Here is a 23,298-nt window from a genome sequence, read left to right as displayed (position 1 = left end):
CGTCAGCTCCCCGTCGGTCGCACGAGCCCGGCCGCCGTGCGCAGCAGGATGCACACGTCCTGCCAGAGCGACCAGTGGTCGATGTAGTGGTTGTCGAAGCGGCAGCGGTCCTCGATCGAGGTGTCGCCGCGCAGTCCGTGCACCTGGGCGAGGCCGGTGAGCCCCACCGGCATCCGGTGCCGGGCCGCGTAGCCCGCGTGGACCCGGCTGAACTGGGCCACGAAGTACGGCCGTTCGGGCCGCGGCCCGACCAGGCTCATGTCGCCGCGCAGCACGTTCCACAGCTGCGGCAGCTCGTCCAGCGAGGTCTTGCGCAGGAAGTGCCCGGCGGCGCTCATCCGGTGGTCGTCGGCGACGCTCCACCGGGTCGCCGACTCCGTCTCGTCCGACGGGCGCAGCGTACGGAACTTGAGCAGCGTGAACAGGCGCCCGTTCTGGCCCACCCGCTCCTGCCGGAACAGCACCCCGGGTCCGTCCGCGAGCCGCACCGCGAGCGCGCACACCAGCAGCACCGGCAGCGCGACCGCGAGCGCCGGGGCGGCGAGCGCCACGTCCAGGGCCCGCTTGGCGGTCAGCCCGCGCCGCTCGGAGATCGGCACCAGACGGTGGCTGCCGTACCCCCACAGGTGGTCGCCCATCGCCCCCTGCCGCGGTTCGCCGCCGACCCGCCAGGTGGTGCAGCCGTAGTGCTGGAAGAGCGTCACGAGCCCGTCGTCCTCGGTGAGGAAGACGGCGTCGCGGACGGTGTTCTGGATGACCGCCCGGTGGATCTCCTCGGTCGAGGTGAGCACCGGGAGCCCCCGCTCGCCGTCCGCCCGCCCGGCGACCAGACCCACCGGCCGGATGCCGTACTCGGGGTGCTGCCCGAGCGCCGAGGCGAACCGGCGCGCCGCGCCCGGCGACCCGACCACGAGCGCCGACCGCGGATGCGCCCGGGCCGTCCGCCGGCGCCGCGCGTGCACGAGACCGCGCACCGAGACCACCGCCACGAGGTGCGTCCCGTACGCGCCGCACAGCCGCAGCGGGCCGATCGCGAGCCCGGGGGCGTACGCGGCGACCGCGGCGGCCGTCACGCACCAGGCGACCCCGGCGCGGGAGGCCAGCGCGGGCAGCTCGTCCAGGGCCCCGGCGAGCACGGCGCCCGGCCGGTACAGACCGGCCCGGCCGTCGAGCAGCACGACGAGGCCGGCGACCAGCAGCGACAGCTCCCAGCGCCGGTGCGCCGCGGACAGCACGCAGACCGCGAGCAGGACGGCGCCGGTGTCGGCAGCCAGCAGCGGCACGGTGAGCGACCGGACCCGGACCGGGCGCCGCGGCGGCAGCGCGAGCCGGTCGGAGCCGCTGCGCGGCGGCGCCAGGGAGGCGAGTCCCGCGAAGGGACCCGCCGAGGGCCACGGGCCCGGCGTGGAAGGGACGCTGGTGCTTTCGGTAGTCACTGCGCAATCGGCTCTCTGTGCTGCGTGCACCGCACTCCGGCCAGTTCGCGGTAGAGCTCCGCGACGGCCGCGCCGGTGCGCCGCACATCGAAACTGCTGAGTACGTGCTCGCGGGCCTCCTGGCCCAGTGAGCGCCGCAGCCCGGGCTCGCCCAGCAGGCGGCCGAGCGCGGCGGCGAGGGCGGCCGGGTCCCCGGGCGGGACCAGGCACAGCTCCTCATGTCCGGGCGGCAGGCTCTCGCGCGCGCCGTCCACGTCGCCGACCACGACCGGGCGTCCGCTCGCCATCGCCTCCAGCGGCGCGAGCGCCATGCCCTCCCAGCGGGAGGGCAGCACGACGAGGTCGGCGGCCCGGTACCAGGGCGCGGTGTCGGTCACGGCGCCGGTGAAGCGCACCGAGGGCCCGGCGGCGGCCCGCAGCCGTTCCCCGTCGGGTCCTTCGCCGACCAGGACGAGCCGGGCGTCCGGCGCGGCGGCGAGCACCTCGGGCCAGGCGGCGAGCAGCACGTCCTGGCCCTTCTGCCGGCAGAGCCGGCCCACGCACACGACGAGCGGCCCGGCCGCGTCGCCGTCGGCGGGCTCCTCGTCGCCGGGCGCGAAGCGCCCCGCGTCCACCCCGTTGTGGATCACCGACCAGGGCCCCCGCACCCCGGCCGCCTCGCCGGTGCGCCGCTCGGCCTCGCTGACGCAGACGATCCGGGCCGTCCAGCGGGCGGCCCAGCGCTCCCAGCGCCGGGCGAGCGTCGCGGTCGTCCCCTCGACCGCCTCGAAGGACCAGGCGTGCGGCTGATACACCGTCGGAACCCGTCCACGCAGGGCGAGTCGCGCGCACAGGCCGGCCTTGGCGCTGTGCGCGTGGACGAGCGCGGGGCGCACGGCACGGACGATCCGGCCGAGCTGCCGGGTCTCCCGTACGGTCCCGGGGCCGGGGTCCCGGCCCGCCCGCCACGCGTACGTGTCGGCGCCCTCGGCCCGTACGGCAGCGGCGAGATCGGTGTCGGGCGGGCAGGCCACGGCGACCCGCAGCCCGTCCGCCAGCTGCGCGCGGACCAGGTCGGTGACGACCCGGGCGACGCCGCCGTCACCCGGCTGGACCGCGTGCAGCACGTCAGCGCCGGGCGTCGGCCCGCCGGACGTCCGCCTGGAGGAAGAGCGCGCCGAGCCAGACGGTGTCCGTCCTGGTGCCGACGCGGATGTGGAAACGATCGGCCCCATGGCGCAGCGCCCCCCGCAGATCGAAGACGTCGGAGTCGTACCCCAGGGTGTTCTGATGAGCGGGCAGTCGTTTCATCCGACTCTTCCCCGATTCCGTGATGCTGGAGTTCATCACGTCGTCCGCGGAATTCGCGGAATCGGAGAGCACGCTCCGCGTGACGGCCTTGGACCGTTCGGATTCCACCGCGAGGTAATCCCCGGAAGTCCCGCGGTCGCCGTCATAGGCGACCAGCCCGAGCAGCCCGCCCGCCCCCTGGGGAATGCGGTCCTTGCCGAGCGCGAGCGGGATTCCCAGCTCGCGGTTCTTCGGGCCGAGCGTTTCGAAGCCGTCCCATACCGCCAGTCGGCGCAACGGCTCGGCGGCCTTCTCGTACGCGGCGACCAGCGTCCAGCCACCCCATCCACCGACGGCCGAACGGCCCATCGCCACGTTGACCTGGGCGACGGTCCACAGCCCCGGACGGGACGAGCGGACCAGCTCGGTGACGTCGGCGGAGGCCTGGAAGGCGTCGGCGCCGTCGCCGGTGCGGTGACCGGTGGTGGTGTCGGCGAGCAGCGCCTTGTACCGGCCGCCGGGCTCGGCGATCAGCACCCGGCGGTTGTCCTTGGGCGGTTTCTGCTCGCCGACGCGCAGGTTGCCGCCCCAGTACAGGCGGGCCCAGCTGACCCGGGCCCCCTCGGGGACGCGCAGCTCGGCGCGGCTGGAGTTGTAGGTGTTGGCGTCGTCGTCGACGTCCACGTACCCGATCGTGGCGCCGTCGTTGGCCCGCTCGGTGCCCAGCCTGCCCTTGGCCGAGGCGTTGGCGGCCCGGACGATGCCGCCGTGCTGGACGGCCTGGTACCGCGGGGCGAAGGCGAGCCGGGTGGCTTCCGCCGCCGGCGGCGCGACGGCGGACGCGGCCGGGAGCGCGGCGGAGAAAGCCGCGCACGACACGGCGCAGAGCAGGCTCCGGCGTACGGCATGAACCGCTGAATTCCGCATACAGGTTCTCCGCTTTGATGAGAGAAGGAAGGGAAGACCCGTGTAGACCGGGAGAGAGGAAGGTGTCGTCCGCGCAAAATGCAAGAACGCGTGACGGGACCGGAAGCAACGTTCGGGAACGTTATAACCCCCACGGCGGGCGATAGTAAGCATTAGATGCTCACAAACGCTAACTTCCGTACCCTTACGGCCGGTTCCTCGTTGGGCGTGTTGCCCCTTTTCAGGTCCGGTCACTCGAATGACCCTCCTATGGCCCAAAGATCGGTTGAACGTCACCCGTTCGGGAGAGCAACCGATGAATTGCCTGGGCGTTGTTGAAGGAGCCGGGCTGAACCGTCCGCGCCGACCTCGCAGTCGCAGTAGTTCCCGTCGCTTCCCATCGATCGAGGAGATCCTCTTCATGTCCCGTATCGCGAAGGCCGTCGTCCTGTCCCTCGGTGCCGCCGCCGCCGTCGCCGGCACGGCCGGTGTCGCCGCTGCCGACGCCGGTGCCGAGGCCGCGGCCGTGGGCTCCCCGGGTGTGCTGTCCGGCAACGTCGTCCAGGTCCCGGTCCACGTCCCGGTCAACGTCTGCGGCAACACCGTCAACGTGATCGGCCTGCTGAACCCGACCTTCGGCAACACCTGCGTCAACGCCTGATCTCGCACGCCGGATCGTGGTCCTTCCGAGGCCGGCGCGCCGCCCCCGCCAGGGGTGGCGCGCCGGCCTTTCGCCGTCTGCTGACTGGGTGGTGACTCGTTTGGACGCACCCCTGTGCGCCGTCCGGTGCAACGGCGTACGCCCCTGAGGGGGACAGGTCGGGAACGGGATTCACTCGAACGGAGACGTGGCGCTCAGTAGTTCTCCGGTCGCGGACGGCTATACCCGCAGGCACGGTGAGGGCGGGGTCGGCCGACCCGCGAGGAAAGGGAACGCGTGTGCGTCTCCTGCGGTCGCGCCGCCCGGCCGCCCGGTCCTCCCGGGCGGGTGCGGCCGCTCGTACGTCATTCCATCGGCCGATAACACCGGCCCGAATCATTCGGGTGCAGCGTCGAGAAATCCCTCCCCCCGGAGTTTCCGGGGAGCGTGCGTCTCGTTACAGAAGGCAGAACGACGCACGGGGATCATTCAAGAAGCCTGTGCGGCAAGTGAGTTGCTTGCGCCGACACGTGTACGCCAGAAGGAAGGATCCTCATTCATGAAGCCCACCAAGGTTGCCGCGGTCATCGCCGGTTCTGTGATGGCCCTGGGTGTCGCCGCGCCCGCGATGGCCGCGGAGTCGATGGTGCCCTCCAGCCTGGACGGTGGCCTCGGATCGCTGACCAGCTCCGGCCTGAAGTCGGAAGCGCTCAGCAGCACCACGGACGGCTCGCCCGTCCAGAAGGTGACCGAGGCCGCGGGTCAGCTGAACCAGGCGGGCAAGGGTGCGACCGGTCTGCTCGGCGGCCTCCCGCTCGGCGGCTGACGGACTGACGCGCAGTCACACCACCCTGCTGTAGCGGGCCCTGGCGGACCTTCCCCGCCAGGGCTTTCGTCTGCCCTCCCTTTGGGTCCGATTGAATGATTTTCGGATCATGTGTCGCGTGGGGTCGATCATGCGCGGCGCTCGCTCCATACGCTCTCGCCATCCCCGCGCAGACGGACGGCGGGGAACGCGGGCCGGTCGGAGCGAGGGGGGATCCTCGCCGGTCTCTCCCTTTCCCAGAGGAAGAGCGGTATGCGACCCATCATCACCAGGAAAATGCTCACCATGGCGGCGGCGACCGGCATGCTCTCGCTCACCGGCGGCTTCGCCCTCGCGGCGAACGCTGCCATCGCCGCGGGGGACGCGCCCGGACCCGGCACGGGGAACCACGGCCGGATGCCCGCCGCGGCCGACGTCTGCGGCGACCACGCGCACCTCGGGGCCATGGGCGCCGCCGTCAGCGACATGTGCGCCAAGGCGGTCCACTCCGCCGCCGACGACCCCGGCGGCCACGGGGACGACGAGCCCGGCGGCTACGGGGAGGAGGGGCACCCGCCCGGTGACCACCCCACCCCGCCGGGCGGCCACACGACGCCGCCCGGTGGTGGGACCACACCCCCGCACACCACTCAGCCGCCCACCCACCCGGGCGAACCCGGCTGCGAGTACGGCGAGGAGGGGCCGGACTGCGGCCCCACGACGCACCCGCCGACCACGCAGCCCCCGACGACGCACCCGCCGACCACGCAGCCGCCCACGACCCACCCTCCGACGACGCAGCCGCCGACCACGCACCCGCCCACGACGCAGCCGCCCACCACGCATCCCCCCACCACTCAGCCGCCCACCCACCCCGGCGGACCCGGCTGTGAGTACGGTGAGGAGGGTCCCGACTGCGGTCCCACCACGCAGCCGCCCACCCACCCCGGCGGACCCGGCTGCGAGTACGGTGAGGAGGGGCCTGACTGTGGTCCCACCACTCAGCCGCCCACCCACCCCGGCGGACCCGGCTGCGAGTACGGTGAGGAGGGGCCTGACTGTGGTCCTCCGCCCGGTCACCCCAGCGAGCCCCCGCACCTCCCCGACACCGGCAGCGACTCCGCCGCCCTCCTGGGCGCCGCCGCGATCAGCGCCGCCCTCCTCGTCGGCGGCAGCGTGATGTACCTGCGCGGCGGCCGGCTGGTCCGCGGCCGCCACTGAACCGGTCGATGGGCACGCCGTACTGACGTCACGTCAACCCGGGTCCTCACCGCTCACCGGTGAGGACCCGCGGCGTTGCTGCACTCAGGGGAATCGCGTCACGTTCCGTGCCCGGGACTCGTTTGCAGGACATGAATCTGCGATCTCACGCCGGCCTGGGTCTCCTGGCCACCGCTCTCGCGTCCGCGGCCCTGGCGACCCCCGCCGTCGCCGACGCCCCCGTGGTGGTCCCGCTCCAGGGCCTCGAGCCGGTGATCCCGATGGACGCCCCCACCCTCGAGACCGGCGTCCCCACGCCGGTGCCGGGTGCGCCCACCGGCTTCCACCAGGGCGTCGGCAGCCTGCCGGACCTCACCCTGCCCCGTATCCCGCTCGACAGCACCCTGTCGAGGACCGACGTCGCCGCCCCGTTGCCCGAGGTCCTCAGGGGCAGCGAGCCGGGCACCGCCGAGCTCACCAGCCCCCGCGCCGAGATGAAGGCCGCCACCCCCGGTGCCACCGTGGGCAACGCGGTCCGCACCCCGCAGGCCGGCGGGCTGCTCCCGGGGCTCACCGCGCCCGAGGTGGGCGTCCTCACCCCCGCGCTGAACGGCGCGCTGGACCCGCAGCTGGGCCTGGCGCCGTAGCCGGCCGGACGGCGTTCATTTGTACGACCTTTGATCCGGCGGGTGAAGACACGATTCTTCCCGCCACCCGAGGGATCTCCGCTCGTTGCAGGTGAAGGCTTGTCGCATGGCCGCGGCCCGCGGATCCCGGTCCGCTCCGCCGTATCCGACGGCGGGCGAACGGGTGATCCGCGGGCCATCTCTTCCGATTTGGTTTCCATTCGGCGCAATGGCCGTGACCCGCACGCCATTTCGGCGTTGAAGAAACGCGTGACCGTGATTCTCGCGGTCGCATTCCACGTTCAAGGAGTTCTTGATGTCTCGCATCGCGAAGGCTGCCGCTGTCCTCGCCGGCACGGGTGCCGTTGCCCTCAGCGGAGCCGGCATGGCCGTCGCCGACTCCGGCGCCGAGGCCGTCGCCGCTCACTCCCCCGGCGTCGCCTCCGGCAACGTCGTGCAGGTCCCGGTCCACGTGCCGATCAACCTCTGCGGCAACAGCGTCAGCGTCATCGGCCTGCTGAACCCGACCTTCGGCAACCAGTGCGCGAACGTCGACGGCCACCAGAGCGACGGCGGCTACGGCGGCTGAATCCCGGCCCCGACAGCGTCCCCCCGGCCCGACGGGCCGGGGGGACGCTGTCATGCGTAGCGGTAGATGCCGCTGTGGTCGAGCAGCTCCGCCGGGGTCACGTTCCACGGGCCGAGCCGCTCGTTCAGCGACGCGACCCGCCGGTACTGCGGATCGCCCAGCGGCGGCGGGTCCTTCGGCAGATAGCCCGCCCCCGGATTGCGCTGCTGCCAGCGCGACCAGAGCAGGTCGACGAAGGCGTGGTGCAGCCAGAACACCGGGTCGTTGACCGAGGCGCCGCCCAGCATCATCCCGCCCACCCAGCGGTGCACCCGGTTGTGCGCCCGGAAGCGCTCGTTGCCCTGGCCGCCGGACCAGCCCTCCATCCGGTTGCGGAAGCCGGACGCGCTGGTCGAGTTCCACGGCGCCACGTCGTACGCCCGCTCGCCCATGACCTCCTCGACCTGCGCGGCCGTCGGCAGCGTGATCGGGTCGCGCGGGCGCCCGAAGTCACGGGTGAGGAAGTTGCCCTCGGTCATGTTCTGCTTGACCGTCCAGCGGCCGCCCGCGTACGCGAAGGGGCCGGTCATCACCTGGAAGTCGCCCCGGCGCCCGTTGCCGCCCATGAAGTCGTCGCTCCACAGGGAGGCGGCCGGGGTGGCGTCGCGCGTCCAGTCCCAGTACGGCACGGTCACCGCCGGGTCGATCCGGCGCAGCGCCCGCTCGAACTCCAGCAGGAACTTGCGGTGCCAGGGCAGGAAGCTGGGGCACATGTGCGCCTCGCGCCGCTTGCCCTCGCCGTCGGCGACGTAGTGGTCGATGTGGGTGCGGACGAAGTCGTCGTACGTCCCGGTCCGCTTGAGTTCGAGGACGGCGGAGACGAACCGCTTCCGCTCGGCGCTCGTCAGATCGCGCTGGTTCTTACGCGTGTACGCCACGCGGGCTCCCTTCCGGATGGGCGCCGTGGGCGGCGGCGAGGCGGGAGAGCGGGGCGGAGCCCAGCTCGTCCACGGCCGCGCGGACGGCCGCCAGCGGCGTCGGGCAGGACTCGTAGTGGTCGATCGGGGTGACGAAACCGCCGTCGGCGCAGCGCATCAGATGGAGCGGCCGGCCGTCGACGAGGGCCAGCGGCTCGCCGCCCGGCCCCGGGTAGCCCTGGATGCGCCGCCCGGCGTACATCTCGTCGAAGGCGACACCGGCCGTGACGGCCGGGTCGGGGCCGGGGCCCGCGGCGAGCGGGCCGGGACCGGGGGGCCGGTTCTCACCCGGCGTGCCGATCCGGGCCAGCGCGCCGCCCGTGAAAGCGGTGACGGCCAGCGCGAAGAGGGACCGCAGAGCGGTGCGGCGCGGGACGATCATGAGCGATCTCCTGAGGTCGGCTGATGCCCTCTGGGCACAACGATGTAAACCGCGGTTCGTTGCGCCGGAAATGCCAGCGGAGGGAATGTCGGCCGAATGAGTGAATTCGGCGGAGGGTGGCGGGTGTTCGTCCCCTAGCATCCGGATCCATGACCACTTCCAACGTCCTGCCGACGGAGCACAGCGCCCATACGATGGGCACGCTCACCGTCATCTCGTGGACCCTCGGGCCCACCGACGACATGCCCGCCACCCCTTTCCTGATGGTCTATTCGCTCGGTGACGGCCTGCACGGCCGGGAGGCCGGCGAGGCGGAGCTGCGGGCGACGCTGGAGGGCATGGGCGTGCCGATCGGCGACATCGTCGTCGACGCCGGCCAGGAGCGGGGGATCGGGGCGCATCTGCTCGTCGAGGCGGAGCGGGCCGTGCTCACCCTGCCGTTCATGAACGCGCAGTGCCCGGTGTCGGCGGACTGGCAGGCGGCGGCGTACGAGACCGGCCACGTCATCGTGAAGGTGCCGGTCGTGCCGTGGACGGACGCGGAGCCGGGCGCGCCGGTGGACGAGGCGGGTCTCAGGGCGTTCGTCTCCGCCGACGAGGTCGTGCGGAACACGGGCCACATCGCGGTGCCGGTGAGCCGGATCCAGGGCTGAGCGGCGAGGGGGCGGCGTCATGGCGACGGTGAACGTACGGGGCGCGGTACCGGGGCAGCGGCAGCAGGAGGACGAGCGGACCGGCGGAGCGGGGTACGGCGCGAGCCGGGCCTTCGCCTGGATGCTCATGGTGACGGGCGCGGCGGGCGTGCTGGCCGGCTGGGTCATCACGATCGACAAGTTCAAGCTCCTGGAGGACCCGGGCTTCCAGCCGGGGTGCAGCCTCAACCCGGTCGTCTCGTGCGGCAACATCATGAAGAGCGAGCAGGCCGCGGTGTTCGGGTTCCCGAACCCGATGCTGGGGCTCGCCACGTACGCCGTGGTCGTCGCCGTGGGCGCCGGGATCCTGGCCGGCGCCCGTTACCGGGGCTGGTTCTGGCTCGCGCTCAACGCGGGGATGCTGTTCGGGGTCGGCTTCTGCGCCTGGCTGATGTACCAGTCGCTCTACGAGATCAACTCGCTCTGTCTGTGGTGCTGTCTGGCCTGGTGCGCCACGATCACCATGTTCTGGTACGTCACCGCGCTCAACGTGCGGAACGGGACGCTGCCCGCGCCGGCCGCCGTGAAGGGCTTCCTCGGGGAGTTCGCCTTCGCGCCGCCGGTGCTGCACATCGGGATCATCGGGATGTTGATCCTGACCCGCTGGTGGGAGTTCTGGACCAGCTGACGTGCGTCCTCCCTCCTCCTGGCCGCGAGTGGCGCTGACGCTGCTGCTCGCGGCCGCGTTCGTGTTCCTGGTGCCGTACGCGCTGCTCGCGCCGGGTGACCGGCCGGCCGGGGAGCGGGCGGCGCCGTCCGAGCCGCCGCGGCCGCTGCCCGGGGTGCCGTCCGGGTTCTTCACCGGCTCCGACGAGGCCGGGGTGCGGCGGATCGCCGGGGTGGAGCGGTGGCTCGGCGGGGAGCCGCTGGGCGTCGGGCACACCTATCTGCCGGGCGACCGCTGGTCCAACATCGAGGGGCATCCGGCGCTGTTCGAGCCGTGGGCGCACTGGAAGGAGGAGCGGCCGGGGCGTCTGTTCGTGCTGAACGTGCCGCTCCTCGACCGCAGCGAGGCGGGCCTCGACGACGGACAGGTGCGGGAGGGGCTGCGGCGCGGGGCGGCCGGGGCGTACGACGGGCACTTCAGGACGCTGGGGGAGCGGCTGGTGCGGTACCGGCTCGGGGACGCGGTGCTGGTGCTGGGCTGGGAGATGAACGGGACCACGTACAGCCATCGCTGCGGGCCCGATCCAGAGGCGTGGAAGGCGTACTGGCGGCGGGTGGTGGGGGTGCTGCGGGAGGTGCCGGGTCAGCGGTTCCGCTTCGACTTCACGCCGAGCCGGGGGCTCGACGCCATCGCCTGGCCGCGCTGCTACCCGGGGGACGCCTTCGTCGACATCCTCGGCATGGACGCGTATGACCAGCCGGCCGGGCTCTCCTTCGAGGAGCAGGTCACCGAGGAGTACGGGCTCGCGCACCACGCGCGGTTCGCGGCGGCGCACGGCAAGCCGGTCTCGTTCCCGGAATGGGGTCTGTTCCGCAACGGGGACAACCCGGCGTACGTGCGGGGGATGCTCGACTGGTTCGCGCGGCGGCGGCCGGTGTACCAGACCTTCACCGACTACTGCCCGCACGGGGTGTGGGGCTGTGCGGAGAACCCGGCGTCGGGCGTGGTGCTCAGGGGCGCGCTGGGCCGGGCGGGCGGAGGGTGAGACCGGCCTTGAGGAGGTCGACGGTCCGGTCGAGGAGCGTGACCAGGTCGTCGCCCTGGCCGTGTTCGGCCCAGTGCAGGGTGGCCTCGCGCAGGGCGCCGAGGACGGCCGCGGTGAAGACCCGTACCTCCAGGTCGTCGGGGTCGCGGCCGGTGCGTTCGGCGACGGCCCGGGAGAGCCGGCGGGCGCTCTCGGCGGTGGTCTCGGTGAGCCGGGCACGGAGGGCGGGGATCTCCGTCATGAGGCGGGCGCGCAGCCGTGTCTCGGCCGGTTCGTGGGTGAGGGCGGCGGTGACGGCGTCGACGACGACGGCCCGCAGCGAATCCAGCGGTTCCTCGCCGGGCGGGCGGGCGAGGAGCCGGGCTTCGAGGAGCGTGTCCTGCGTCTCGGTGAGGAGGATGTCCTCCTTCACCGGGAAGTAGCGCACGACGGTCGAGGGGGAGACCTCGGCCGCCGCCGCGATCTGCTCGATGGTGGTGGCCTCGTACCCCTGCTCGGTGACGAGCCGGAAGGTGGCGCGGCGGATCGCGGCGCGGGTCCTGAGCTTCTTGCGCTCGCGCAGGCCAGGGCGGTCGGGGGTGACGGGCATGGCCGTCATTGTGCCTGGTCAGGCGGCTCAGGCGTGCTGGTACGCGACGAGCGAGATGCCCACGTAGTGGACGATGAACGCGGCGAGGGTGAGCGAGTGGAACACCTCGTGGAAGCCGAACCAGCGGGGTGAGGGGTTGGGGCGCTTGATGCCGTAGATGACTCCGCCCGCGCTGTAGAGCAGGCCGCCGACGATCACCAGGACGAGGACGGCGATGCCGCCGGTGCGCATGAAGTCGGGCAGGAAGAAGACGGCGGCCCAGCCCATCGCGATGTAGCAGGGCGTGTACAGCCAGCGAGGGGCGCCGACCCAGAAGACCCGGAAGGCGATGCCGGCGGCGGCCGCCGCCCAGACCGCCCACATGAGCGGGCGGCCGGTGGAGTCCGGCAGGAGCAGCAGGGTCAGCGGGGTGTAGGTGCCCGCGATGATGAGGAAGATGTTGGCGTGGTCGAGGCGCCGCAGCACCGCCTCGCCGCGCGGGCCCCAGTTGCCCCGGTGGTACAGGGCGCTGACGCCGAAGAGCAGGCAGGCGGTGAGGACGTAGATCCCGCAGGCGACCCGGGCCCTCGGCGAGTCCGAGAGGGCGACCAGGACCAGGCCCGCGACGATCACCGCGGGGAACATCCCGGCGTGCAGCCAGCCCCTGAGTCGCGGCTTGAGCGGGAGCGGCAGCGCCGGGCGCTGCTCCGTGGACGTGAGGTCCGGCGTGGCTGCAGTCATGGCACCGAATGCTACCTACGGCCCCGTAGGTGCCGGATGTGCGGACCGGCGAACGAGTGGCGATGCTCACGTGTGAGGCCCTCTGGACATATGGGCGGTAGCATCGGATGATCAAATGAGTGCGGTCGGCACCGGATGAGCGCCTACGACGCATCCGGGTCGCAGCCCCCAAGGGGCATACATCTTAAAAACCCCTCAACAAGGAGCAATCGTGGCGCGCGACAACGCGGCTCCCTCCACCGTCCCCACCCAGCACAAGGAACTGATCTCGTGGGTCAACGAGATCGCTGAGATCACTCAGCCCGATCGCATCGTCTGGTGCGACGGATCCGAGGCCGAGTACGAGCGCCTGTGCGAGGAGCTCGTCTCCAAGGGGACCTTCAAGAAGCTGGACCCGGTCAAGCGCCCGAACTCGTACTACGCGGCCTCCGACCCGACCGACGTCGCGCGCGTCGAGGACCGGACCTTCATCTGCTCCGAGAAGGAGGAGGACGCGGGCCCGACCAACCACTGGAAGGCCCCGGCCGAGATGAAGGACATCTTCGCCGGTGAGAAGGGCATCTTCCGCGGCTCGATGAAGGGCCGGACGATGTACGTCGTCCCGTTCTGCATGGGCCCCGTCGGCTCCCCGCTCTCCGCCATCGGCGTCGAGATCACCGACTCCGCGTACGTCGCGGTCTCCATGCGCACGATGACCCGCATGGGACAGGCCGTCCTCGACGAGCTCGGCACCGACGGCTTCTTCGTGAAGGCCGTCCACACCCTCGGCGCGCCGCTCGCCGAGGGCGAGGCCGACGTTCCGTGGCCGTGCAACTCCACCAAGTACATCTCGCACTTCCCCGAGACCCGCGAGATCTGGTCCTTCGGCTCGGGCTACGGCGGCAACGCCCTGCTCGGCAAGAAGTGCTACGCGCTGCGCATCGCCTCCGTCATGGCGCGGGACGAGGGCTGGCTCGCCGAGCACATGCTCATCCTCAAGCTCACGCCCCCGCAGGGTGAGGCGAAGTACGTCGCCGCCGCCTTCCCGTCGGCCTGCGGCAAGACCAACCTCGCCATGCTGGAGCCCACGATCTCCGGCTGGACCGTCGAGACCATCGGCGACGACATCGCCTGGATGCGCTTCGGCGAGGACGGCCGCCTCTACGCGATCAACCCCGAGGCCGGCTTCTTCGGCGTCGCGCCCGGCACCGGCGAGCACACCAACGCCAACGCCATGAAGACGATGTGGGGCAACTCCGTCTTCACCAACGTCGCGCTCACCGACGACGGCGACGTCTGGTGGGAGGGCATGACCGAAGAGGCGCCCGCCCACCTGACCGACTGGAAGGGCAACGACTGGACGCCGGAGTCCGAGACCCCGGCCGCCCATCCGAACGCCCGCTTCACCGTCCCGGCCGGGCAGTGCCCGATCATCGCGCCGGAGTGGGAGGACCCGAAGGGCGTGCCGATCTCGGCCATCCTCTTCGGCGGCCGCCGCGCCACCGCCGTCCCGCTGGTCACCGAGGCCTTCTCCTGGCAGCACGGCGTCTTCCTCGGCGCCAACGTCGCCTCCGAGAAGACCGCCGCCGCCGAGGGCAAGGTCGGCGAGCTGCGCCGCGACCCCTTCGCCATGCTGCCGTTCTGCGGCTACAACATGGGCGACTACATGGCGCACTGGGTCAAGGTCGGTGCCGACAAGGACCAGGCCAAGCTGCCGAAGATCTACTACGTGAACTGGTTCCGCAAGAACGACGCGGGCAAGTTCGTGTGGCCCGGCTTCGGCGAGAACAGCCGCGTCCTGAAGTGGATCGTCGAGCGCCTGGAGGGCAAGGCCGAGGGCGTCGAGACCCCGATCGGCGTCCTGCCGACCCGGGAGTCCCTGGACACCGACGGTCTGGAACTGCCCGAGGCCGACCTGGACTTCCTGCTCACCGTCGACAAGGACGTCTGGCGCGAGGAGGCCGCCCTGGTCCCCGCGCACCTGGAGACCTTCGGGGACCACACCCCGAAGGAGCTGTGGGACGAGTACCGCGCGCTCGTCGAGCGCCTGGGCTGATCCCGTAGCGGTACACCCGAGACTCGTGGTGGGTTGCCCCGACATTCCGCCCTGACCAGTGGGGTCACGACGGCCCACCACGACGCAACCGGCCCCCGGAGCCCCCTCACGGCTACGGGGGCCGGCGCACGTCCGCGGCCGGGGCGGCGGCTACCGGCCCCGGTCCTCCAGATAGCGGGTGTGGGTCTCCTGGCGCCGGGCCTCCGCCTCGTGCAGGGCGCCGGCGATCGCCTCCGCCTCGGTGTGCAGCGCCGCCAACTGGCGCTCCAGGTGCCGCTCCGGCGGCTCCTTGCCCGGCACCGCCCGGGTCCACCACCGGCTCCGTACGAACGCGTCGACGGCCTCCGGCACGTCCTGGCGCACCGCCCGGCCCAGCACCCGCACATGCTCGGGGTCGCTCACCCAGCCCGGTTCGAGCAGGGCGCCGAGCAGGGTGTCCAGCTCGGTCAGGCGCCCGTGCGCGGCCGGCGGGAGCTCCACCTCGGCCAGGTACTCCCGCAGCGTCGCCAGGTCCACCCGCAGCGCGTCCAGCTGCTCGGCCGGGTCCGGGAAGGCGGGGGCCTCCGGGCGTTCCGGCGGGGCGATCAGGGCGCCCGCACCGTACAGGCCCGCGACGACCAGCGGCCACAGCGAGCCGGCCGCGCCGGTCAGGGTGACGCCCACGCCGGCCAGGCCGCACACGCAGCCGGTGAGGTTCTTGCGGGACTCGGCGTACCGCAGCAGGTCACTGATAGCCACGGATCTCCTCGAAGGCTCCGTCGAGCGAGCCGTGGGTCGCGTCGAAGAGCCGGCCGCCGGTGAGCCCGGCGATGTGGTCGAGCGCGGACCGGTCGGAGTCGCCGAAGAGGATCGGGAAGACCGGGGTGCGCTTCTGGGCGGGGGTGAGCGTGTCCGCGTAGAAGCTGTCGAAGGCCCCGGCCGGGTCGCCGTCGGTGTTCTCGCCGTCCGTCATCAGCACGATCGAGGTGAACGCGCCGTCCGAGGCGTCGGCGCCGAGCTGCCCGTACGCCTCCTTCAGGCTGGAGTAGATCGCCGTGCCGCCGGAGGCCGACAGGCGGCCCGCGTCGGCGCGGATCGCGTCGAGCGCGCCCTTCGGGGCGGCCGGGTCGACCGTGCGGGTGGTGACCTCGGAGCGCTTCACCGACGACCCGAACGGCATCAGCGTGACCTCCTCGCGGTCCCGGAAGTCGCCGGTCAGCTCCGCGAGCGCCGACTTCAGCCGGTCGAGCCGCTCGCCCTCCATCGAGCCGGAGGTGTCCAGGACGTAGACCGTGCGGGAGGGGCGGCGCAGCGTGTTGTCGTACGCGTCGAGCAGCCCGTCGGCGACGGAACGGCTGCCGGGGAAGGGCAGTTCGCGGCGCGGGTCGGTCGCGAGCCGGGGCGCCGGGGCCACCCCGGGGACGACCGGGCGGCGCAGGGTCCGCTCGGTGATCAGGCGCTGGACGGCCGGGGTGCGCAGCTGTGCGGCGAGCCGGCGGGCCGCGTCCTTGGCCTCCGGGCGGGCGGCGGTCAGCGAGGTCAGCGGATAGTCCGCGGTGACCACCCCGTCGGCGGGGCGGATCACGGTGAGGTCGCCGGGCATCGAAAGCAGCACCGACTCGTAGTTGACCAGCGCGTCGACGTCGTCGCGGCGGGCGTAGGCGGTGGCGAGCCAGCCGGAGGAGCCGGAGGTCAGCTTCTGCCCGGCGAAGAACTCCTTCAGCTTCGGGGTGGCGGCCTTCACGTCCCGGTCGGTGAGCGCGGACTGCGCGCCGGACAGGCCGGAGGCCACCGAGACCAGCGCGGAGAAGCCGGAGTTGGAGCGCAGCGGGTCCGTCATGCCGTAGCTGAGCTTCTTCTCGGCGACGGCCCGGTGGATCTGCGCCCAGGTGACCTTCTTCGGGTCCCAGCCGAGCCGGGCGACGACGCCGGGCCGTACGCCGAGCGCGACCGGGGAGGTCATGACCGGGGTCTCGCCGGTGATCCGCCGGGCGGTGTCGGGGCGCAGCCGCAGGTAGTCGTTGGACGACAGCCAGACCGCGTCGAACTCCTTGTCGGCCGTGCCGGACGCGATCCGCTCGACGGCGTCGAGGGTCCCGGCGTACGTCGGGCGCACGGTGACGCCGGTCGCCTTGCGGACCTCGTCCAGTACGGGTGCCATGTCGGCGAGTTCGGAGGAGGCGAGCACCCGCAGGGTGCCGGCGCGGTACGCCTGCTTGTCCCCGTCGGGGCCGTCCGGGCCGTCGGGGGTGTCGGGGACGCCGCAGCCGGTGGCGAGGAGGGCGAGGGCGAGGGTGAGGGCGGCGACGGTGGCGCGCAGGGTGGTGCGGGCGGCGTTCGGCGCGGTGGTGCGGGCGGTTCTCATCCGCGGCCCCCTCCGAGGATGCCGGTGCCGCCGTCGGAGGCGCGGGTGCGCTCCAAGTGGGCGCTCGCCGTGCGCAGTTCGGCGGTGAGCGCGTCGACGGTCTGCGCCATCGACTCGGTCGCGCGGACCTTGTACGTGTCGATCGCGTCGAGCGTCGTGTAGATCTGCTGGAAGGCGGTGCGCACGGTGTCCAGGCCGACCGCGGGCTCCGCGGCCAGCCGCTGGATGTCGCCGGACTGGCCGGCGAGGGCGGCCGCGTTGCCCTGGATGATGCTCTCGGTCGTGCCGCGCAGCGCGGTCACCTGCTCGGTGACCTTCTTCTGGTTCTCCAGCGCGGAGGCCAGCATCACCGCGACCCGCAGCGCGAGGACGGTCGTCGTCGACGCCCGCTCCACGCCCTTGATCAGCTCCTCGTTGTTGCGGCGCACCATGTCCATCGCGAGGTAGCCCTGGGCGCAGACGGCGAGCTGGGTCAGCAGGTCCTGGTGCTTCTGCCGGACCGGGAAGAGCACGTCGGCGCGGAGGGCGTCCGCCTGCGCGGGGTCGGTGGTCAGCGCGGCCCGCTCCTCGACGGCCGCGTCCAGGGCCTCGGTGAGCACCGCGTACTCCTGGAGGCGGCCCATGGTCTCCCACAGCCGGGCCCGCTCGGTCTGCAGGGCCGCGTTGTCGCGGCGCAGCTCGTCCTGGCCGCCGTGCAGGGCCTCCAGGATCCGGTCGAGGGTGGCCTTGGAGGAGGCGTACTTCGCGATGTGGTCGCGCACCTTGTTGCCGCCGGGCAGCTTGGACAGCAGGCCCCGGACGCCCTTGGCGGGGGTGTCGCGCGGGTCCAGGTCCTCGACGGTGCGGCGCAGCGCGACGAGCGAGTCGCCGACCCGGGCCTGGGGGTCGCCGCCGGTGGTGCCGAGCGAGCGGACGGTGCGGTCCAGCATCCGGTTGGACTGCTGGGCGGCGGTGCGCAGTTCGCCGCCGCCGAGCGCGGTGATCTCGCCGATCCGGCCGGTGAACTCCGGGGAGCGGGCGTCGAGTCCGGCGAGCGAGCCGACGTACTCGTCGGCGCGCCGGGCCATCTCGGTGCGGACCGCGTCGTCGACCGGGACGAGCGTCTTCGCCTGCTCGGCGCGGACCGGCGGCACCGGCTCGGGCGGGGTGAGGACGAGCGGGCTGTCCGGGCTCGTGGGTGTGGTCATGCGGGGTCCCCCTGGTCGCGGGCCCGCAGCGCCATCCGGTGCAGCACCTCGGAGGTGGGCACGGGCGCCTGGCGGACCCCGGTGAGCTTCTGGTCGAGGTAGCCGGTGAGGCCGGCGGTGGCGGCGGTGAACTCAGCCGGGGCGCCCTGCGGGCGGAAGCCGTGGCGGACCGCCAGCCCGCGCAGCTCCGGGTCGGTGGAGAGGAGTTCGCCGAGGGTCCGGCCGGAGTCGGTGAGCGGGACGAGCGTGTGGTCGCTGCTGACGGTGGTGTCCGGGTACAGGACGACGAGGTCGGAGGCCCAGCCGGCGGGCGGCTGGGCGATCAGCTGGGCGGCGACCTGGGACTCGTAGACGAGGACCAGCGGGTTGCCGACGCCGCTGACGAAGTCCCGGAAGGGCGCGTCGGAGCTCGACTGCTGGGCGCCCTGCACCTGGATCAGCTTGCGCAGCAGCGGGGCGGTGCGGTCCACGGCGGCCTTGTCCCCGGCGACCCGGCCGCCGTCGGCGACATAGCTCGCGGCGGCCAGGTACAGCGCGCCGGAGTTGGAGGACAGCGGGTCGGTGGAGGTGACGAACAGGGTGCCGCTCAGTTCGGCGTGCCCGGCGGAGCCCTTCAGCTGCTGCCACGTCCGGTCGGCGCGGGCGGCGGCGAGGTAGGGCTCCATGCGCAGGGTGCCGGTGTGGCCGCCGGGGGCGAGCGTGGCGAGCCCGTTGCCGGCGAGCACCTTGGCGGCGGCGCCGTGCGCGACGACGACCAGCGGCGAGTAGAAGGGGCGCAGCGGGGTGCCGGTCGCCTTCGTCCTGGCCTTGATCTCGTCGGCGGGCGCCTTGGCGGACGGGAACGCGAAGTCATAGCCCTTGAGGGGCAGTTGCTCCATGTCCCAGGACCCGGAGGTCTCCGTCCGCACGGTGAGGCCCTTGGCGGCAAGGGCCTTCACGACCTCGGGGTCGGCGAAGAACTCCGCCTTCTCCGACCCGATCACTCCTCGCACGGTCTTCGTTGCCGTGCCCTTGTCGTCCTGGTCGCCGTTGGTCACGAGGACCACGGCCACGCCGCCCAGGAGCAGGACGGCGAGGACGATTCCCAGAATGCGTCTCACGCGGGCAGCGTGCTCGCGGAAACCCACATTCCAGGGGGAGTCCGGTGTACGGGGGGTGAAGCCGCGATCCCGGTAGGGAACCGGACGGGTGACGTCCGGGTTGGGTGGCGCCCGGTCCGCGCGGTGTCGTGGCCGCGCGGACCGGGGCCGTCAGGGGGTGCCGACCAGGGATTCCCCGGCGAGCGCCGCGGTGTGCGCGTCCATGCGCTCGGCGGCGAGGATCGCGGCGGACGTGTCGGCACGGGAGGCGGCGACGACCAGGGCGCGGCCCGCGAGGGCGTGCGCCCTGCGGTGCAGTGCCTCGGCGGGGGAGCCGCTGAGGCCCGCGTGGCGCGCGGGGGGCGCGCCGCGGAGGCGGGCGACCTGCCGGGCGATCAGCTCGCCGGCCTTGCCGTCGCCGAGCTCGTCGGTGACGGCGAGCAGGGCGGCGAGGTGTCCGGCGAGCTGGATGTCCAGCTCTTCCTCGCGGGAGCGGTGCGGGTACGCGTTCCGGTCGTCGTCGGCCATCCGGTGGACCGACTTGGTGCGGATCGGTTCGTACATGGGACGGCCTCCTGGTTGCTCTGGAGGCATCCTAGCTTAGATTCAATCTAAAGTTGAGTGGTGTCCGGATTGAGGTGCCGTGGCGCGTCGATCCGGACAGGGCGGCGCTAGTGCTGGCTGTAGCCGTCCAGGAAGGTGCCGATCCGGGTCACCGCGTCCGCCAGGTCCGCGGCGGTGGGCAGGGTGACGATCCGGAAGTGGTCCGGCTCGTGCCAGTTGAAGCCCGTCCCGTGCACGACCATGATCTTCTCGGCCCGCAGCAGGTCCAGGACCATCTGCCGGTCGTCCTTGATCTTGTAGACGTTCGGGTCGAGGCGCGGGAACAGGTACAGCGCGCCCTTCGGCTTCACACACGTCACGCCCGGGATCTGCGTCAGCAGCTCGTACGCCGTGTCCCGCTGTTCGAGCAGCCGCCCGCCCGGCAGCACCAGGTCCTCGATCGACTGGCGCCCCTGGAGCGCGGCGGCCACCGCGTGCTGGGCCGGCATGTTGGCGCACAGGCGCATGTTGGCGAGGATCGTCAGGCCCTCGATGTACGAGGTGGCGTGCGCCTTCGGGCCGCAGACCGCCAGCCAGCCGGAGCGGAAGCCCGCGACCCGGTAGTTCTTGCTCATCCCGTTGAAGGTGAGGACCAGCAGGTCGGGGGCGATCGCGGCGGTCGGGGTGTGCGTGGCGCCGTCGTAGAGGATCTTGTCGTAGATCTCGTCGGAGCAGACCACGAGGTTGTGGCGGCGGGCGATCTCCGTCAGCGAGCGGAGCATCTCGTCGTCGTAGACGGCACCCGTCGGGTTGTTCGGGTTGATGATCACGATCGCCTTGGTGCGGTCGGTGATCTTGCGCTCGATGTCGGCCAGGTCCGGCATCCAGTCCGCCTGCTCGTCGCAGCGGTAGTGCACGGCCGTACCGCCCGCGAGGGAGACCGAGGCCGTCCACAGTGGATAGTCCGGCGCCGGCACGAGGACCTCGTCGCCGTCGTCGAGCAGCGCCTGCATCGACATCTGGATCAGCTCGGAGACGCCGTTGCCGAGGTAGATGTCCTCGACGGAGAGCGGGATGCCCTTGGTCTCGTAGTGGCTCATCACCGCGCGGCGGGCGGACAGCAGGCCCTTCGCGTCGCCGTAGCCGTGGGCGTCGGCGAGGTTGCGCAGCACGTCCTCGAGGATGGCCGGCGGGCACTCGAAGCCGAAGGCGGCCGGGTTGCCGGTGTTGAGCTTGAGGATGCGGTGACCCGCAGCCTCCAGCCGCATCGCCTCTTCGAGAACCGGGCCCCGGATCTCGTAACAGACGTTGGACAGCTTCGTGGACTGGATCACCTGCATGACGAGAGCTTACGGCGGGGCCGGTCGGCGCGCTCCGTGTTCTGTGCCACGTCGGGCGTTCGGGCGACGGGGCGGGCGCGCGTTCGGGTGACTTGGGCCCGCTGTGACCCACGTCGCTTCCGTGGTGACGTGCTCCCTACAATCCCGGTTCGTGAGCCAGTACGACACGGGGGCCGACGACGGCCCGAGACGCCGCCGACACGCCTCCACCCGCCGCGGGCCCCGCCCGCTCCTGATGGCCGGGGGCGGCGCCCTCGTCGCCCTCGGCGCACTCGCGGCCGCCCTGGCCGGCGGCTCCGGGCCGGGGCCCGACGACGGCTCCCCGGCCGGGGGCGGGGGACGGGCCGGCATGCCGGCGCTGATCCAGCCGGACCCGGGAGGCCCGGATGAGGGGGAGAGCGGGGCGACCCCCTCCCGTACGGACGCGGGGCCCGCGTCCGCGTCGGCTTCGGCTTCCGCGTCGGCTTCCGCTTCCGCGTCGGCCTCGGCGTCCGTGAGCGCGCGGCCCGCCGGCACCGGCCGGCCCGCACCCCCCGTGACAACCGCCACTCCCGTCGGGGAGCAGCCCGGAAAGTCGGGCTCCGCGCCCGGGATCAAGAAGAAGCAGCGGTAGGGCGGACGGGCCCGCAGGATAGGTTGGTCCGTCATGTGGGTTCTCAGCACCGCCGGATGCCGGTGGCTCGGCGCGGCCGGATCGCTCGCCGTCACCGTCGGCGGATGGGCGGCCGGCACCCTGCCGGTACGCGGCGGCTGGGGCCTGTGGGAACCACGCGGCTCCGCGCTCACCACGGCCGGCGCGATCCTCGCGTACCTCGGCCTCACCCTGCTCATCGCGGCCTGGTGGCAGTACGGGCGGCTGCTGCGGGCCGGCGCCCCCGAACGCGTCGGCCGCACCCTCTGCTGGTGGGCGGCGCCGCTGCTGCTCGCGCCGCCGCTCTACAGCGCCGACGTGTACAGCTACATCGCCCAGGGCGCGATGGTCCTCGAAGGACACGACGTGTACGGGGCCGGGCCCTCCGTCCTCGCCCCCGGCGAACTCGGCTGGGACGCCGCCGCCAGCGTCGGCGGGCACTGGACCGACACCCCCGCCCCCTACGGACCCGTCTTCCTCGTCCTCGCCCAAGCGGTCGTGAAACTCACCGGCGGGGCCGTCGTACCCGCCGTCCTCGGCATGCGGCTCATCGCCGTCGGCGCGCTCGCCCTGATCTTCTGGGCCGTCCGCGGCCTCTCCGACGCGCGCCCCTCGGCGCTCTGGCTCGCCGCGCTCAACCCACTGCTCCTCATCCACGTCGTCGGCGGCATCCACAACGACGGGCTCATGATCGGCCTCATGCTCGGCGGCCTGCTGCTCGCCGTGCGCGGACGGTGGGTGACCGGCACCGTGCTCGTCGGCCTCGCGGTCATGGTCAAGTCGCCGGCGGCGGTGGCGCTGCTCTTCGTCGGGATCATCGTCGCGCGGCAGATCGGCGGGGGTGTACGGGGCGCCCTGAAGGGGCTGCTGCCCGGGGTCGTCGCCGCGGGGGTCGCGGCGCTCGCGACCCTGGCCGCCGGCACGGGCTTCGGCTGGCTCCGCACCCAGAGCGTGGCCGCCACCATCCACACGGCGCTCTCCGTCACCAGCGACCTCGGCCTGGGCCTCGGCCTCCTCGTCGCCGACGACCCGGAGCCGGTGAAGGCGCTCGTCCAGCAGGTGGGGCTGGCCGTGGCCGTGGGGGGCATCGGGGTGCTGGGGTGGCGCGCGTGGACCGGGCGGGTCGATCCGACGGTGGGGCTGGGGATGTCCCTGGTGGCACTGGTGGCACTGTCACCGATGGTGCAGCCGTGGTACTTGCTGTGGGGGGTTTGTGGGGTTGCGGCGGGGGGTGCGGGGGTGCTGGGGCGGTGGCTTGCGGTGCTGTGCGGGGCGCTCGCCTACGAGACGGCGCCGTCGGGGCATACGCCGGGGTATGGGTTTGCGCTGATGGGGGTGGCGCTGGTCGTGGGCGCCGCGCTCCTCCGTGTGGGCAATCGTCCCGCAGGGCGTTGGGGGTCCCCCCGGACGGAGTCTGGGGGAGGGTGGGCACACGGGACGGCGCCCTTGCGCGCGCCTGCGCCCCCCGTTCCCGCACCACGACGGAGCCGCAGTGGGGCGCGACGTACAGGCAGGGGAGCCTAGGCCCGGCAAGGGGCGCCGTCCGTTGTGCCCACCCTCCCCCGGACTCCGTCCTGGGGGTCCCCCCGGACTCCGTCCGGGGGGACCCCCAGCCCAGCGGAACGAATGCCCACAACGGGGTGGGCACCGGGCCGTGCGGCCCGGGGCGGGGTGGTG

General features: G+C 72.8%; 24 protein-coding genes. 11 read left to right on the top strand and 13 right to left on the bottom strand.

Going from position 1 to position 23,298, the window contains the following annotated elements:
* Positions 1 to 2: 2 nt before the first annotated feature.
* Genes ACZ3ZE_RS15355 through ACZ3ZE_RS15345 form a run of 3 tightly spaced genes read right to left on the bottom strand, consistent with a single transcriptional unit; the run spans position 3 to position 3,632 of the window.
* The gene (locus ACZ3ZE_RS15355) at positions 3 to 1,436 is read right to left on the bottom strand and encodes a sugar transferase (protein WP_361176010.1); all 1,434 of its coding nucleotides are present in this window, start codon (positions 1,434 to 1,436) and stop codon (positions 3 to 5) included.
* A complete protein-coding gene (locus tag ACZ3ZE_RS15350) occupies positions 1,433 to 2,650 on the bottom strand; it encodes a glycosyltransferase (protein ID WP_467259351.1) in 1,218 nt (405 codons plus the stop codon). Before ACZ3ZE_RS15350 ends, ACZ3ZE_RS15355 begins: the two co-directional genes overlap by 4 nt.
* Positions 2,544 to 3,632, bottom strand: a complete 1,089-nt coding sequence (locus tag ACZ3ZE_RS15345; protein ID WP_361176020.1) for a DUF3344 domain-containing protein — start codon at positions 3,630 to 3,632, stop codon at positions 2,544 to 2,546. Before ACZ3ZE_RS15345 ends, ACZ3ZE_RS15350 begins: the two co-directional genes overlap by 107 nt.
* Positions 3,633 to 4,032: 400 nt before the next feature.
* Between ACZ3ZE_RS15345 and ACZ3ZE_RS15340 the strand changes: the two genes are divergently transcribed.
* From ACZ3ZE_RS15340 to ACZ3ZE_RS15320, 5 genes are all read left to right on the top strand, one after another.
* Positions 4,033 to 4,272 (top strand): chaplin, encoded by a 240-nt coding sequence (locus ACZ3ZE_RS15340; protein ID WP_361176023.1) that lies wholly within the window; start codon positions 4,033 to 4,035, stop codon positions 4,270 to 4,272.
* Between the two features lie 538 nt (positions 4,273 to 4,810).
* On the top strand, positions 4,811 to 5,077 hold the full coding sequence (locus tag ACZ3ZE_RS15335) for a hypothetical protein (RefSeq protein ID WP_361176026.1): 267 nt from the start codon (positions 4,811 to 4,813) through the stop codon (positions 5,075 to 5,077).
* A 252-nt stretch (positions 5,078 to 5,329) separates the two neighbouring features.
* Entirely contained in the window at positions 5,330 to 6,277 is a 948-nt protein-coding gene (locus ACZ3ZE_RS15330; protein WP_467259348.1) for an LPXTG cell wall anchor domain-containing protein, read from the top strand.
* Positions 6,278 to 6,408: 131 nt separating this feature from the next.
* Positions 6,409 to 6,903, top strand: coding sequence for a hypothetical protein (locus ACZ3ZE_RS15325; protein WP_361176032.1), 495 nt, complete (start codon positions 6,409 to 6,411; stop codon positions 6,901 to 6,903).
* A gap of 295 nt (positions 6,904 to 7,198) precedes the next feature.
* A complete protein-coding gene (locus ACZ3ZE_RS15320) occupies positions 7,199 to 7,471 on the top strand; it encodes a chaplin (RefSeq protein ID WP_361176034.1) in 273 nt (90 codons plus the stop codon).
* A 50-nt stretch (positions 7,472 to 7,521) separates the two neighbouring features.
* On the opposite strand, the gene ACZ3ZE_RS15315 is transcribed toward ACZ3ZE_RS15320, so the two are convergent.
* Together ACZ3ZE_RS15315 and ACZ3ZE_RS15310 are read right to left on the bottom strand one after the other, a co-directional pair.
* Positions 7,522 to 8,388 carry a tyrosinase family protein gene (locus ACZ3ZE_RS15315; protein WP_361176037.1) on the bottom strand — a complete coding sequence of 289 codons (867 nt, stop codon included), beginning with the start codon at positions 8,386 to 8,388 and terminating at the stop codon, positions 7,522 to 7,524.
* A complete protein-coding gene (locus ACZ3ZE_RS15310) occupies positions 8,372 to 8,809 on the bottom strand; it encodes a tyrosinase family oxidase copper chaperone (protein WP_361176040.1) in 438 nt (145 codons plus the stop codon). The genes ACZ3ZE_RS15315 and ACZ3ZE_RS15310 overlap by 17 nt, the downstream gene beginning before the upstream one ends.
* Before the next feature lie 149 nt (positions 8,810 to 8,958).
* Between ACZ3ZE_RS15310 and ACZ3ZE_RS15305 the strand changes: the two genes are divergently transcribed.
* From ACZ3ZE_RS15305 to ACZ3ZE_RS15295, 3 genes are read left to right on the top strand one after another with little or no spacing between them, the layout of a single operon-like run.
* Positions 8,959 to 9,462 carry a DUF5949 family protein gene (locus ACZ3ZE_RS15305; RefSeq protein ID WP_361176043.1) on the top strand — a complete coding sequence of 168 codons (504 nt, stop codon included), beginning with the start codon at positions 8,959 to 8,961 and terminating at the stop codon, positions 9,460 to 9,462.
* A 19-nt stretch (positions 9,463 to 9,481) separates the two neighbouring features.
* Positions 9,482 to 10,129: a vitamin K epoxide reductase family protein gene (locus ACZ3ZE_RS15300; protein WP_467259345.1), complete on the top strand. Its 648-nt coding sequence runs from the start codon at positions 9,482 to 9,484 to the stop codon at positions 10,127 to 10,129.
* A gap of 34 nt (positions 10,130 to 10,163) precedes the next feature.
* A complete protein-coding gene (locus ACZ3ZE_RS15295) occupies positions 10,164 to 11,153 on the top strand; it encodes a glycoside hydrolase family 26 protein (protein WP_467259786.1) in 990 nt (329 codons plus the stop codon).
* Here the strand turns inward: ACZ3ZE_RS15295 and ACZ3ZE_RS15290 are convergent.
* Positions 11,119 to 11,751 carry a TetR/AcrR family transcriptional regulator gene (locus ACZ3ZE_RS15290; protein ID WP_361176051.1) on the bottom strand — a complete coding sequence of 211 codons (633 nt, stop codon included), beginning with the start codon at positions 11,749 to 11,751 and terminating at the stop codon, positions 11,119 to 11,121. The two genes, ACZ3ZE_RS15295 and ACZ3ZE_RS15290, sit on opposite strands and share 35 nt — an antisense overlap.
* Positions 11,752 to 11,769: 18 nt before the next feature.
* Positions 11,770 to 12,462, bottom strand: coding sequence for a PAQR family membrane homeostasis protein TrhA (gene trhA, locus ACZ3ZE_RS15285; protein ID WP_361176054.1), 693 nt, complete (start codon positions 12,460 to 12,462; stop codon positions 11,770 to 11,772).
* A gap of 211 nt (positions 12,463 to 12,673) precedes the next feature.
* Between trhA and ACZ3ZE_RS15280 the strand changes: the two genes are divergently transcribed.
* Positions 12,674 to 14,497, top strand: a complete 1,824-nt coding sequence (locus ACZ3ZE_RS15280) for a phosphoenolpyruvate carboxykinase (GTP) (RefSeq protein ID WP_363291002.1) — start codon at positions 12,674 to 12,676, stop codon at positions 14,495 to 14,497.
* A gap of 150 nt (positions 14,498 to 14,647) precedes the next feature.
* Here ACZ3ZE_RS15280 and ACZ3ZE_RS15275 read toward each other — a convergent pair whose 3' ends face one another.
* The 6 genes from ACZ3ZE_RS15275 to ACZ3ZE_RS15250 form a co-directional block, all read right to left on the bottom strand.
* The gene (locus ACZ3ZE_RS15275) at positions 14,648 to 15,235 is read right to left on the bottom strand and encodes a hypothetical protein (protein ID WP_361176060.1); all 588 of its coding nucleotides are present in this window, start codon (positions 15,233 to 15,235) and stop codon (positions 14,648 to 14,650) included.
* Positions 15,222 to 16,841 carry a substrate-binding and vWA domain-containing protein gene (locus ACZ3ZE_RS15270; protein ID WP_363291004.1) on the bottom strand — a complete coding sequence of 540 codons (1,620 nt, stop codon included), beginning with the start codon at positions 16,839 to 16,841 and terminating at the stop codon, positions 15,222 to 15,224. The genes ACZ3ZE_RS15275 and ACZ3ZE_RS15270 overlap by 14 nt, the downstream gene beginning before the upstream one ends.
* Positions 16,838 to 18,028 (bottom strand): toxic anion resistance protein, encoded by a 1,191-nt coding sequence (locus ACZ3ZE_RS15265; RefSeq protein ID WP_467259342.1) that lies wholly within the window; start codon positions 18,026 to 18,028, stop codon positions 16,838 to 16,840. Before ACZ3ZE_RS15265 ends, ACZ3ZE_RS15270 begins: the two co-directional genes overlap by 4 nt.
* Positions 18,025 to 19,155: a hypothetical protein gene (locus ACZ3ZE_RS15260; RefSeq protein WP_361176069.1), complete on the bottom strand. Its 1,131-nt coding sequence runs from the start codon at positions 19,153 to 19,155 to the stop codon at positions 18,025 to 18,027. The genes ACZ3ZE_RS15265 and ACZ3ZE_RS15260 overlap by 4 nt, the downstream gene beginning before the upstream one ends.
* Positions 19,156 to 19,278: 123 nt before the next feature.
* Complete coding sequence (locus ACZ3ZE_RS15255) at positions 19,279 to 19,671, bottom strand: SCO4983 family protein (protein WP_361176072.1); 393 nt, start codon at positions 19,669 to 19,671, stop codon at positions 19,279 to 19,281.
* Between the two features lie 107 nt (positions 19,672 to 19,778).
* Complete coding sequence (locus tag ACZ3ZE_RS15250; protein WP_361176075.1) at positions 19,779 to 20,990, bottom strand: pyridoxal phosphate-dependent aminotransferase; 1,212 nt, start codon at positions 20,988 to 20,990, stop codon at positions 19,779 to 19,781.
* Between the two features lie 151 nt (positions 20,991 to 21,141).
* On the opposite strand from ACZ3ZE_RS15250, the gene ACZ3ZE_RS15245 reads away from it, so the two are divergent.
* Together ACZ3ZE_RS15245 and mptB are read left to right on the top strand one after the other, a co-directional pair.
* Positions 21,142 to 21,603 (top strand): hypothetical protein, encoded by a 462-nt coding sequence (locus ACZ3ZE_RS15245; protein ID WP_467259339.1) that lies wholly within the window; start codon positions 21,142 to 21,144, stop codon positions 21,601 to 21,603.
* 33 nt (positions 21,604 to 21,636) lie between these two features.
* On the top strand, positions 21,637 to 23,145 hold the full coding sequence (mptB, locus tag ACZ3ZE_RS15240; RefSeq protein WP_467259336.1) for a polyprenol phosphomannose-dependent alpha 1,6 mannosyltransferase MptB: 1,509 nt from the start codon (positions 21,637 to 21,639) through the stop codon (positions 23,143 to 23,145).
* The last annotated feature ends 153 nt before the right edge of the window (positions 23,146 to 23,298 follow it).

This window comes from Streptomyces sp. NPDC023157, assembly GCF_055560575.1.
The sequence above is the reverse complement of the archived record's forward strand: the minus strand, read 5'-3'. Positions and strand labels throughout refer to the sequence as shown.